This window comes from Streptomyces sp. NBC_01750 (assembly GCF_035918095.1).
Classification (GTDB): Bacteria; Actinomycetota; Actinomycetes; order Streptomycetales; family Streptomycetaceae; genus Streptomyces.
This window is the reverse complement of the sequence record NZ_CP109137.1, coordinates 8,070,059-8,082,012: the sequence shown is the minus strand read 5'-3', so window position 1 is coordinate 8,082,012 and position 11,954 is coordinate 8,070,059. Positions and strand designations below refer to the sequence as shown.

Genomic DNA, 11,954 nt, shown 5'->3' with positions numbered 1-11,954 from the left:
CCTCCTGGGGCATACGGACCGTCGGGTCAGGGGCAGTTGGCGTCGGCGACGACGAAGTGACCGACGGGGGATTCCTTGAGCGTGTGGGTGACGAAGGTGTTGTAGAGGCCCATGTTCTGCTGGGAGCCCTTGGCGTAGGCGTAGCTGCCGTCGGAGGTGGCCCGGCCTGCCTGCACCTGGTGGTAGTTGTCGGCGGTCCAGCAGACCGCCGCGTCGCCGGTGGTCGTGGCCGTGACCGGGCCGGAGCGCACGCCGTCGGCCCCGGCCGCGTCGCGGGCGGCCACGCTGTAGTCGTGCCTCGTGCCCGGACTCAGGCCCGTGTCGGTGAACGGGGCGCCCGACGGCGTGGCGATACGTGTCCCGTCCCGGTACACCGCGTAGCCCGCCGCGCCATCGACTGCCGTCCAGCTCAAGGTGATCGAGGTCTGGGTGGCGCCCGTGGAGGTGAGCCCGGACGGGGCCGGCATGCCGCCCGGATCAGGCGCGGAGCCGTCGAGGCCGAAGAATTCGGTGATCCAGTAGCCGGAGCAGATCGAGTCGATGAAGTTCGCCGTGCCGGTCTGCCCGCACTGCTGGGGCCCGCCGCCCGGGTCCACCGGCGTTCCGTGGCCGATCGAGGGCACACGGTCGACCTCGACGACGACCCTGCCGTCCGCCGCCGGATACTGCTCCCGGCGCGTCCGATTCGGCCCGATCGTGGAGGTACGGTCCGGGTTCTGGTCCACGCCGTGCACCGCGGTCCACTGATCCCTCAGTTCATCGGCGTTTCCCGGCACGACGGTCGGGTCGTTGTCGCCGTGCCAGATCGCCACCCTCGGCCACGGCCCGGAGTAGGCGGGATAGGCGTCACGGACCCGCTGCGCCCACACCGCTGGCGTACGGTCCACGCCGGGGTTCATACAGGTGAAGGCCCCCGTGTCCTTGGTGCATTCGTAGGGCAGTCCCGCTATCACCGCACCCGCCTCGAAGACGTCGGGATACGCGGCGAGCATGACCGAGGTCATGCCTCCTCCGGCCGAGAGACCGGTGACATACGTACGCGCGGCATCGGCGCCGTAGGCGCTCTCGGCGTGCGCCACCATCTGGCGGACGGACGCGGCCTCGCCCTGCCCGCGCCGGTTGTCGGTGGCCTGGAACCAGTTGAAGCAGCTGCTGGGATTGTTCGCGGACGTCGTCTCGGCGAGGACGAGCAGGAACCCGTGCCGGTCGGCGTACGTGGTCAGCCCGGAGTTGTCGGCGTAGATCCGGGCACTCTGCGTGCAGCCGTGCAGGGCGACCACGACCGCCGGATGTGCGGGGAGGCCGGCGGGCCGGTACACATACATGTTCAGACCGCCGGGATTTGCGCCGAAGCTGCTCACTCGCTCCAGGGGCACGGCCGCCTGCGCGGCGGGCGCCGGCGCGAGCCACAGGGTGGCGGCGATCAGAGCGAGTACGGCGCTCATGCGACCGGCGGCCCGGCGCACACCGGCGGGCTTGGGCGGGCTTGTGCGCAACAGCATCCGAGACCTCCCGCAGACGTATCAAGGTGCCGGTCAGAGTAGGAAGGCGCCGGTCGCCCGCGGAATGGTCACGCCGCCCATAGCGGCGGCGGCCGACGGCGGTGCGCGCACTGTTGTCCGGTCGGCGTCCGCCTGCTAAGGCGTCCGCCTGCTCGGGCCGTTCCGGCTCATCCGGTGTACGGAGCGTGACGCGGCGGTGCTGTTTCCCGGCGAGCGCGGGCGGCACACGCGACGTCGCTTTCCGGCAACCATCGCGCCCGCCGGCCGTCGGCCGTACGACGCCGGGACGTCGCCCGTGGTGGGGAGCCTGGTGGCGCGACTACTTCCCAGCAGCGCGCGAGAAGCGGAGACGAACCGGGCGATGGCCACAGCTCAAGGAAACCTCCTGCGGGGGCTGCCACTGCGACAGATCGCCTGCCTGGTGCCGATCGCCGCGGTCAGCCTGTGGGCGGCCCAGCACTGGCAGCTCATCACGGCCGGCGGCAGCCGGCTGCTGTCCGCCGATCAGTACTGGCTGCTGCTCGCTGTCACGCTCACCGTGCTGGGCTGGGTCGCCGTATCCTTCACGCGCCAGGGCGCGACCCTCGAACACCTCCCCCCGCTACGGCTGTTCGTGACGCAGTTCGCCGCGGGTGCCGCCAACCATCTCCTCCCGGCAGGACTCGGTGCGGGCACGGTCAATCTTCGTTTCCTCCAGCGCTGCGGACTCTCGTTGCCCCGCTCCTCCGCCGCCCTGGCCCTGCACATGCTGGCGGCGGGCACGGGACGAGCCGTACTGCTGCTCGCTCTCCTCGCCGCCTCTCCGCACGCGCTGCAACTGGACGGTCTCCTGCCGCACGCAGCAGGCCCGGTGCTCGTGGCCGCGGGATCTCTGGCGTGCGCGGTAGCGGTCGTGCTGGTGGCGGTACGGCCGTTGCGCAGAGCCATCCGTACGTTTGTGGACACCGCGCTGCGGGACGCGCGCTCCGTGCACACCAGGCCTGCGCGCGTGCTGGCCCTCTGGGGTGGCGCCGTGGCTTATCCGACGCTGCAGGCCGCGGGACTGGTCGCCGTGGCGATGGCGCTGGACGTGTCCGTCCCGGCCGTCCATGTCGGTCTCGCCTATCTCGCCGGAAGCACGCTGGCCGCTGTCATACCGACACCCGGCGGCATCGGCTCGGTGGACGCGGCGCTCGTCATAGCGCTGGTCATGGCCGGGGTTTCGGTCGCCCTGGCCACCTCTGTGGTTCTCGGCTACCGGATCATCACGGTGTGGCTGCCGCTGCTTCCCGGGGCCCTCGTACTAGGTGTCCTGGTCCGTTCGAAGGTGATCTGAGAGTCGCTCGCTGCGGAGGTGCCCGGGCCGATGGCCGGTATGGGCCAGTACGTTCGGGCTGAATCGGGACGCTGTGCGAAGTCCCTGCCATGATGCTCGGATGCGTGTACTGATGCCGGTTCCCGACCGCGATTTCGACGTCACCGAGGTGGCCGTGCCCTGGCGGATTCTCACCGCCGCCGGGCACCAGGTCGTCTTCGCCACCGAGCGCGCGGGAACAAGCCCCGCCGCGGATCCGCTCCTGCTGAGGGGCGTGCTCTTCGGGCAACTCGGCGCCGAGAAGGAGCCCAAGGACTTCTACGACGAGCTCACCCGGTCCCGGGAATTCGCCGCGACCGTGGGATGGGCGGATCTGAAGGCGGAGGAGTACGACGGGCTGATCCTGCCGGGCGGGCACGCGCAGGGGATGCGGCAGTACCTGGGCTCGGAGGTGCTGCACCAGCAGGTCGGCAGGTTCTGGGCGCTGGACCGGCCGGTCGGCGCGATCTGCCACGGCGTGCTCGTCCTGGCGCGGTCGCGTGCGGGAGCCGGCGGCCGCAGCGTGCTGGCGGACCGCCGTACGACCTGCCTGCCGAAGTACATGGAACGCTCGGCCTATCTCACCACCGCGTGGCGCCTCGGCCGCTATTACCGCACCTATCCGGCCTATGTGGAGGACGAGGTCAGGGCCGCGCTGGACGATCCGGGCACACTGTTCGAGCGCGGGCCCCGGGTGCTCACGGCGCGCGGAACCGCGACCGACGACTCACACGCGTTCGTCGTACAGGACCGCAACTACCTCTCGGCCCGTTGGCCGGGGGACGCGTACCTTTTCGGCCGCCGGTTCCTCGAACTCCTGGAAGGCTCTGCCGGATCCGCCGCATCGCGGCCCTGACGGGCGAGTGGCCGCGCGGTGTGCGCCCGCCGACATGGATTTCGTCCCTGCGAAGCGTAGAATTACACAGAAGAGGTTTTGTCTTCAATTACCTGCGATGCCGGAGGTAACCATGGACGTCCTCGTGCTCATCGGTCGCATCCTCTTCTGCGTCCTGTTCCTCAACTCGGCCGTCGGCCACCTCACCAAAACGAAGGCCATGGCCGGCTATGCCGGCTCCCGCGGAGTCCCCGCACCCGCGGCGGCGGTCCTGGGCAGCGGGTGCCTGCTCCTCGCCGGCGGCCTCATGGTGGCGTTCGGGGTCTGGGCGGACCTGGGCGCACTGCTCTTGGTCGGCTTCCTCCTTCCGACGGCGTTCCTGATGCACGCCTTCTGGAAGGAGACCGCCGAACCGTCCAAGACGATGGAGATGGTCGGCTTCCTCAAGGATCTGTCGCTGGCCGGTGCGGGGCTGATGCTTTTCGCGTTCTTCTCGTACGCCGGCCACGATCTGGGACTCACTCTCACGGGCCCGCTCTTCCACATCAGCTGATGGTTCCGGCGGAAGGGAGGTGGGCGGGGGACGGGTCGGTGTTCCGGTGCACCCCCGCCAGTTCGTCCCGGAAAGCGATGACCGTCTGCCGGGCGTGACGCAGCCCGATCCGCTTGAACTCCGTTTCCAGCTCTGCGAGTTCCGCGAGCGTCGCATCCGGTGCACGACCCTGTCGGGAGCGGGACTTGACGAGGCCGAGACGGGACAGGGCCGCTCCACGGGGCTCGTTCATATCGCGGAATTCACGCAGGGACCGTGAGTAGACGGCGCAGGCCTCTTCGTAACGGGCCGCGCGGAAAAGGACGTTGCCGCGCATCTTGTGGTTGTAGGCGAGCGCGCCGGCCAGTTCCATGTCACGGCAGATGGTTGCGGCTTCGGCCAGGAGTGTCAGTGCCCGCTCTGTATCGCCCTGCACGGACACCACGTCGGCTATACCGCGCAGTGACCAGGCCCGCCCCCGTGCGTCGTCCGCGTCGTCCGCGATCCTGGCGCACTCTTCGAACAGCGCCAAGGCCTTGTCGCATGCGCCGGTGTTGCGGTGCATCTGCGCGATGCCGGACATCGCCCAGACCATGTGCCGCGATTCACCGTGAGCCCGTGCCTGCGCGAGCAGTTGCTCGTGCATCTCCGCGACGGCCTCGTAGTCGCCCTGGATCCGGCCCGTCTCGGCGAGGCCCGCGAGCGAGTAACCATGGGCGAGGCGATCACCGCCCTCCACGGCGAGGTCGACGGCGGCAGCCAGCAGGCGGCGGGCCAGCGGCAGCGCTCCGCACTGCCGGGCCAGCGTGCCACCGCTCCACAGAGCCCACGCCATCGCGCCCCGATCGCCGGCCTGCCGGGCGGCGCGGTAGCTGTCGCGCCAGGAGGCACCGGCTTCGGCAACCCTGCCCAGCCGTCGGCCGGCCTCGGCGACGGCGAGCGAGGCCCGGGCGCGGTCGAGTGCCGAGACGGCGTGGCGCCGCGCGTGGGTCGCGGTGGCCAGCACCTCGTCGTACGAGGAATTGACGCCCAGCACCGAGCCCAGTTCGCCCTGGTATTCGGGGGCGAATGCCTTGCCGTACATATCTCTGTGGCCTCCTGATCATCGCTGTTACTGATCAAGAAGCTATGAGCCGACAGGCATACTGCGAATCCCCCGGCGTATGTGTTGTCGGGTACGACCGAAGTGCTACGGGACCGAAGCCGATCATCATCGAGATGTACGGGACCGGCTTTGACCTGTGAGAACGAGGAGCTCCGGGCGCGGGACGGGGCACGGCACTACCCACCGGCTCGGCGCGGGCCCCGCCCGCACCGAGTCCTGCTCATCGGGTCCTATTCGGCGATCTCCGTCCGTTCCCACCATTCGTAGACAGGCAACCGTCCCTCCGGGCTGTCCAGATGCCGCGACGTGACCTTGAAGTGCTCGTACCCGCCGCGGTGCGGAATCTTCAGCTCTTGTCCGGGCGGGGTGATCGGGACGATCCGATCCGGCAGATCATCCGGACCACCCTCGAGGACTGCCTTGCTAGCCATGACCCCAGTCTTGCTACCGGCGCCACCGCTCGCACCTTGACAGCGACAAGGGGGTGACGGTCTCCGGGCCGCCGCTTCCGCAAGAGCGCTCTCAGCGCAGGGAGGTCGCTACCGGTGAGACCCGGCAAACGCATACGGCGGTCGCATCTCATGCATTCGGGCCACCGCTGTGGACCGCCATGCACGGCGGCAGCAGGCTGGTGGCGCACTCCCACCGCCACGAGGAGACAGCCGATGCCCGCGACGACGGACCGCTACGACCAGCTGCGCGCCCTGTTCATCAACTGCACGCTCAAGCGCTCCCCCGAGACCAGCAACACCGAGGGCCTGATCGACAAGAGCCGCACGGTCATGGAGAAGGCAGGCGTCACGACCGAGGTGATCCGCGCCGTCGACCACGACATCGCGACCGGTGTCTGGCCCGATATGACCGAGCACGGCTGGGAGAGCGACGCCTGGCCCCAGCTGCACGAAAAGGTCATGGCCGCCGACATCCTCACCCTCTGCGGACCGATCTGGCTCGGCGACAACAGCTCCGTGATGAAGCAGGTCATCGAGCGCCTCTACGCGTGCTCCAGCATCCTCAACGACCGCGGCCAGTACGCGTACTACGGACGCGTCGGCGGCTGCCTCATCACCGGCAACGAGGACGGCGTCAAACACTGCGCCATGAACATCCTCTACAGCCTCCAGCACCTCGGCTACACCATCCCGCCGCAAGCCGATGCCGGCTGGATCGGCGAAGCCGGCCCCGGCCCCTCCTACCTGGACCCGGGCTCGGGCGGCCCGCAGAACGACTTCACCAACCGCAACACGACCTTCATGACCTGGAACCTCATGCACCTCGGCGCGCTGCTGAAGCAGGCGGGCGGCATCCCGGCACATGGCAATCAGCGCTCCGAATGGGACGCCGGCTGCCGCGACGACTTCCCCAATCCCGACTACCGCTGACACCGCCGAGCACCAGCCACCGCCTGTCGAACCTCCCCGCCCGGCAGAGCCCGCCGCGGCGGAGGGCCGGTTCAGGGCCTTTCCGTATCGCGGCGGGCCCGGCCCGTGGGGGGCGGCTTGTCAGGCGGTGTGCAGCGTCAGGCCGTACCGGCCGAGGATTTCGTTGATCGGCTGGTACCAGGTCTCGCCTCCGCCGCTGCAGTTGCCCCAGCCACCGGAGGTCACCCCCTGGGCCTGGTCGCCGCTGATGAAGGATCCGCCCGAGTCTCCTGGCTCGGCGCAGACGCTCGTCTTCGTCATCTGATGGACCGCGCCCTGGCTGTAGTTGACGGTCTCGTTCTTGGCCAGGACATTGCCGCAGTGCCAGTGCGACGTGGAGCCGGAGCGGCATATCGAGGCGCCGACGGGGGCTTCGGCCGAGCCGCGGACCAACCGGTCGGAGACGGTGCCCCAGCCGAGGACCACGGGGACGGTCCACCAGCCGTTGCCGACGCTGACCCAGGCGTAGTCGTTGTCGGGGAAGGACGAGCCCTGGAAGGCGCCGATGGCGGAACCGTCCCAGCCGCGGACCGCCGCTCCCGGCCGACCGCAGTGCCCGGCCGTGACGAAGCCGCCGTACACGGAGAAGCCGATCGAGCACCGGACATTGCCGGTGTAGTACGGGTCGCCGCCCACGGTCCCGGCCGCGTAGGTCTCGGGTGCCTCGGTCGCCTCCTCGACCTGGACCGGGCCGGCTCGGCGGGCTCGGGCGATGAAGTCTTCGACATCGTTGTCACGCCGCTCGGATGCGATGACGTTCACGACGACCCGGTTGGCTCGGGGGTCGACGTGCCAGCTGCTGACGCCGGCCGGGGCGGACAGCTTGTCGATCTTCTTCTTGGCCGACTCGAGGTGCTGCGCGCTGTGCGTCACGAGCCGGACCGAGGCACCCGTCGCGCGTACGGCGTCGGCGCGCTTCCCGTTGGTGACGGCCACGGTCAGCTTTCCGCTGCCCACGTCGAACCAGGAGCCGCCGAACGACGTTCCCGCGGCGCGCCGCGCCTTTCCTTCGACGGCGGTCGCCGTTTTCTCCGCCGCAAGGCGGGCCTCCGCCTGACTCTTCGTCAGGCCCAGGTCCCGCTGCATGGCGGCGAGCAGACCGGCGGAGGCCTGCGGTTCGGGAACCGGGGTGGGAGTCGCGGCAGCGGCCGGGGCGAGTCCTACGGCCGCCCAGGCGCCCAGAAGGAGGAGCGCGGACATGCCGGTGCGTATACCTGTCGTGCGTCTCAAGGCTTTGACCCTTCGGTTGTTCCAGCTTCGTGGGGGATGGAACAGCAAGCACACGAGAGCGCTCTCACCGCGCGCCCGGCCGGAGCGTAACCGAAACACGATGATCAGGTCCATGCCAACAAACCGCCGCCGGGCCAAGGTTGGCCGGATTCCGAGCAGGGCCCGCGCGTTCGGGCGGCCCCACCGTCACGGCCCCGCCGGGGCCCCGGGCTGCTCATGCGTACCCGCACCACCGCTTCCGGACTGCCTGACGAGGCCCTCGTCACAGGAGGCCGACTCCGCGGCGGGAACCACTCGTGACGGAATTGTGTCCCCCATGAGGACAGCAGGTGGGCTAGCGTGCGGCGGTCGCGCACAACTTCGTGGCGGCGCATTCGACCGCCGGTAACCGCGGGTGCCGAGGGGGGCAGGATGAACGCGTGGTCGGTACCCGGGTACACCGAGTCCCGGGAGTTGGGCTCCGGTGGCAGCGGGCGCGTCGTCCTGGCCGTCCATGACGCGACCGGCATGCCGGTCGCCGTCAAGTACCTCAGCGAGAGGCTGCGGACGGATTCCGGCTTCGTTCAGGTGTTCCGGGCGGAGGCACGTCTGCTCGGCGGCCTCGATTCGCCGTATGTGGTGGGGCTGTACGAATACGTCGAAGCGCCGCAGGGCGCCGCCATCGTGATGGAGCTCGTCGACGGCATCGCCCTGCGCGCGCTACTGCAGCGCGAAGGCGCTACAGGCCCCGAAGCGGCGCTCGTGGTACTCAAGGGCTCGCTGCTGGGACTGGCGGCCGCGCACCGGGCGGGTGTGGTGCACCGCGACTACAAACCGGAGAACGTCCTGGTCGCGGTGGACGGCTCGTCCAAGCTGGTCGACTTCGGCATCGCCGCGGGACGCGGCACCACGCCGGGAGTGGCCGGCACTCCCGCCTATATGGCCCCGGAACAGTGGAACGGGGAGCCCGCCTCACCGGCGGCCGACGTCTACGCCGCGACCGCGACGTTCTACGAGTGCCTGACGGGCAGCAAGCCGTTCTCCGGCGAGAACTTCGCCGAGCTGGCACTGCAGCACATCAGCGCACCGGTCCCCGAGGAGGAGGCTCCGGAGCCGGTGCGCCCGCTGATCAGGCGCGGAATGGCGAAGGAGCCGGAAGCGCGGCCCGCGAACGCGGCGGCGTTCGTGGCGGAGCTCGAGGAGATCGCCGGGGCCGCCTACGGCCCGGACTGGGAGGAGCGGGGCCAGCGGAAACTCGCCGCGCTTGCCGCGCTGTTGCCGCTCCTCCTCCCCTCGGCCGCGGGCCAGGCCGCGGGGACCACCGAGCTGGCCACGACCGCGCTCGGCGGCGGCTGGGGCAGCTGGAAGCCCGGCCTGCGTGGGGTGCTGACAGGCATCGCCGCGCTCGTTGTGGCCGTGCTGGTCGCCGTTGCCGCGAAGGCGACCGGGGACGACCCGCGGCAGCAGACGGCTCAGTCCGTCGCCACCACCAGCGCGGTACCGGGCACGGCCGCCACTTCGCCCGTCGGCCCGTCCGGCTCGGCGAGCCCGTCGGCGACGGGCAGTGCCTCTGCCTCCGCCGACAGCTCCCCTTCTCCTTCCGGCAGCGCGACCGCCGGACCCGGCACGCCCTCACCCGGGATGTCTTCGACCCCGTCCTCCCCGTCGTCGTCCGCGCCGTCCGCCGACCCCAGCACTTCCCCTCCCACCACCGCTCCGGTGAAGGTCAGGTCCGTCTCCGTCTCGAGCCTGCGCCAGACGAGTACGACGGGTGCCGCCGCGTCCATCGACGTCGTCACGGACGGCACCGGTCCCGTGACCATCGTCATCGCCTGGTTCGCCGGCGATGCGAAGGGTGAACTGGGCACACAGGACGGCTCGCAGACCTTCGAGCGAAGCGGCGCGACGCAATACACGATCACGCTGGACCACACATTCCGAGGGCGAAGCTGTTACTGGGGCGTACGGGCGACGACGAACCCGACTGCCGCGAACGGCAGTTCCACGCAGCAGATCCTGACCCGGCGGTGCAGCATCCAATGAAGGACCCACGTATCCCCCACGACCGCGCGCCGGGTCACCCCGGTGACGTCGCACCTGCGCGCTCAGGTCACGACGGAGTCGGCGACAGCGACGGCTACAGCGCGACCGCGCTGGGCAGCCACTGGTTCGAACGGCCGGACCCCGAGTCCGCGCCGACCACGCCGGCGGCGCTGGAGAAGGCCACCCTGATCCAGGGCGGGCAGCCCACGAGCGTGGCACCCGACCGTGTCGATGGCGAGGTACTCCGCTTCGGCCCGGGAGTGACCGCGGTCGTCCAGAGCCGGAATCGCGACAACACGACCGCCGCACTCTGGCACGGGACACTGCCCGGCGAGCCCGCCCGGCCGGAGCCCCGTGAACGCAGCCGCGGCGGACTCCGGCGGTATGCCCTGGCCGCCGTGGTGCTGCTGGCGGTGCTCGCTTTCCTCGCCTGGCAGCGGTACGGCCCTGGCCTGGCCGTGCGGGACGTGACGGTGCAGACCGCCGCGGAAGGGCCCGGCTGCGAGGGCACGGCCGACGTTGTGGGCGTGCTGGAGACCAACGGACGGCCCGGCACGGTGACGTATCGCTGGGTGCGCAGCGACGGCACCGAATCGGGCCTGTTGCGGGAGAAGATGACACGCGGCCAGAAGCAGGCACGTCTGCATCTGTTGTGGACGTTCCGTGGCCGGGGCGAGTACCGGGCCAGTGCGGAACTGCGGATCATCTCGCCGTCCCGGCACACGGTCGCCACACACTTCAGGTACCGGTGCGTCTGAGCCTCCGCCGCACCCGCGCGATCTCCGCGGCCGCGTTATCCGGCTCGGTGAGGAGCTGAAGACCCGCTCGCACGGTCTCCGACCCCGTACCGGCTCCGATGCCCACAGCTCGCCGCGCCGCGCGGCGACGCCCGGGACCCCCCGTTGGACGCGCGCACCACGGTGCTGCGGGGTGTGCTCAGAGTCGAGGTTCGGGCGCTGGAGTCCGGTCCGGGCGGAGACATCGTCGCGACGGGACCGGGCATCGTGCTGCTGCGCCACCGGACGGTGCAGCCGACCCCGCCGCCTTCGTGACCGGCCATGATGTGCGAGAAGACGTCGCGGGACCGTACACCTCGCGACGCCGCGCGCAGCGGAGGCGCACCCGGGAGTGCCGTCGTACGCTCGGGCTCATGACCATCGACCGGCGCATGCTGCTCCGCGGCATGGGCAGGGCAACCGCGGCAGGCGTGATCGGTGCCGCACTCGCCGCCGGGAGCAGTGGCAGGCCACCCACGGCGGCTCGCGCACGCCCCCGCCCGCACCCGCGGCCCGAGCCCGCCACCCAGTGGGCCGGCGCACAGCCGGCCGTCGTACCGCGCAGTGTCTGGCAGACCCACCCGATGGCTCACCAGAAGCCGGAGCTGTCCGCGACCACGGTCAAAGCGGTCTTCATTCATCACACCAACAGCGGAAACGACTACTCCCGTCGAGAGGTCCCCAATCTCATCCGTTTCCTCTCCGACGACCACATGGAGCGCCGGGGCTGGGACGACGTCGGCTACAACTTCTTCGTTGACCGGACCGGCACCATCTACGAGGGACGCTCCGGGGGCATCGCCAATCCTGTCGTCGGCGCGCACACCCTGGGCTTCAACGTCGGCACCGTCGGCATAGCGGCGATCGGCAGCTACGGCTCCGGCTCGGCCATGCCCGCGCCCATGCTGGAGGCGATAGCCCGGCTCGCCGCCTGGAAGCTCGGTCTGTACGGCGTCGACCCACGCGGCACCACGGTCCTGGTCTCCACCAACGACGGCAGCAAGTACCCGAAGGGAGAACGGGCCGTCTTCCACACGGTCTCCGGCCACCGCGACGGCGACTGGACACGGTGCCCGGGAGCCGGGCTCTATACGCGCCTTCCGCAGATCCGTGACCGGGCCGCCCGCCTCCAGGGCCGCACCGAACCGCCGGAGGTCCACGCCGATGGGCCCTTCTGACGCGCCGGTGTGCCGTTGTG

General features: G+C 70.4%; 12 protein-coding genes. 8 read left to right on the top strand and 4 right to left on the bottom strand.

The genetic code is table 11. From position 1 onward, the window contains the following. Positions 1-26: 26 nt before the first annotated feature. Complete coding sequence (locus OG966_RS36610; protein ID WP_326654382.1) at positions 27-1,502, bottom strand: extracellular catalytic domain type 1 short-chain-length polyhydroxyalkanoate depolymerase; 1,476 nt, start codon at positions 1,500-1,502, stop codon at positions 27-29. 361 nt (positions 1,503-1,863) lie between these two features. Between OG966_RS36610 and OG966_RS36605 the strand changes: the two genes are divergently transcribed. From OG966_RS36605 to OG966_RS36595, 3 genes are all read left to right on the top strand, one after another. After that, on the top strand, positions 1,864-2,817 hold the full coding sequence (locus OG966_RS36605; protein ID WP_326654381.1) for a lysylphosphatidylglycerol synthase transmembrane domain-containing protein: 954 nt from the start codon (positions 1,864-1,866) through the stop codon (positions 2,815-2,817). Positions 2,818-2,917: 100 nt separating this feature from the next. After that, complete coding sequence (locus tag OG966_RS36600; RefSeq protein WP_326654380.1) at positions 2,918-3,691, top strand: type 1 glutamine amidotransferase domain-containing protein; 774 nt, start codon at positions 2,918-2,920, stop codon at positions 3,689-3,691. Positions 3,692-3,788: 97 nt separating this feature from the next. Then, on the top strand, positions 3,789-4,223 hold the full coding sequence (locus tag OG966_RS36595) for a DoxX family protein (protein ID WP_442806787.1): 435 nt from the start codon (positions 3,789-3,791) through the stop codon (positions 4,221-4,223). Here OG966_RS36595 and OG966_RS36590 read toward each other — a convergent pair. Next, positions 4,216-5,286 (bottom strand): tetratricopeptide repeat protein, encoded by a 1,071-nt coding sequence (locus tag OG966_RS36590; protein ID WP_326654379.1) that lies wholly within the window; start codon positions 5,284-5,286, stop codon positions 4,216-4,218. The two genes, OG966_RS36595 and OG966_RS36590, sit on opposite strands and share 8 nt — an antisense overlap. 251 nt (positions 5,287-5,537) lie before the next feature. After that, a complete protein-coding gene (locus OG966_RS36585) occupies positions 5,538-5,738 on the bottom strand; it encodes a DUF5988 family protein (protein WP_326654378.1) in 201 nt (66 codons plus the stop codon). A 234-nt stretch (positions 5,739-5,972) separates the two neighbouring features. On the opposite strand from OG966_RS36585, the gene OG966_RS36580 reads away from it, so the two are divergent. Then, positions 5,973-6,689, top strand: coding sequence for a flavodoxin family protein (locus OG966_RS36580; RefSeq protein ID WP_326654377.1), 717 nt, complete (start codon positions 5,973-5,975; stop codon positions 6,687-6,689). A gap of 120 nt (positions 6,690-6,809) precedes the next feature. Here the strand turns inward: OG966_RS36580 and OG966_RS36575 are convergent, their stop codons facing one another. Continuing rightward, complete coding sequence (locus OG966_RS36575; protein ID WP_406730357.1) at positions 6,810-7,928, bottom strand: S1 family peptidase; 1,119 nt, start codon at positions 7,926-7,928, stop codon at positions 6,810-6,812. A gap of 441 nt (positions 7,929-8,369) precedes the next feature. Here OG966_RS36575 and OG966_RS36570 point away from each other — a divergent pair, with 441 nt between their 5' ends. The 4 genes from OG966_RS36570 (at position 8,370) to OG966_RS36555 (ending at position 11,934) form a co-directional block, all read left to right on the top strand. Beyond that, positions 8,370-9,980, top strand: a complete 1,611-nt coding sequence (locus OG966_RS36570) for a serine/threonine-protein kinase (RefSeq protein ID WP_326654374.1) — start codon at positions 8,370-8,372, stop codon at positions 9,978-9,980. Further along, on the top strand, positions 9,977-10,738 hold the full coding sequence (locus OG966_RS36565) for a hypothetical protein (RefSeq protein WP_326654373.1): 762 nt from the start codon (positions 9,977-9,979) through the stop codon (positions 10,736-10,738). The genes OG966_RS36570 and OG966_RS36565 overlap by 4 nt, the downstream gene beginning before the upstream one ends. Positions 10,739-10,882: 144 nt before the next feature. Next, a complete protein-coding gene (locus OG966_RS36560; RefSeq protein ID WP_326654372.1) occupies positions 10,883-11,032 on the top strand; it encodes a hypothetical protein in 150 nt (49 codons plus the stop codon). 98 nt (positions 11,033-11,130) lie between these two features. After that, entirely contained in the window at positions 11,131-11,934 is an 804-nt protein-coding gene (locus OG966_RS36555) for a peptidoglycan recognition protein family protein (protein WP_326654371.1), read from the top strand. Positions 11,935-11,954 lie beyond the last annotated feature (20 nt).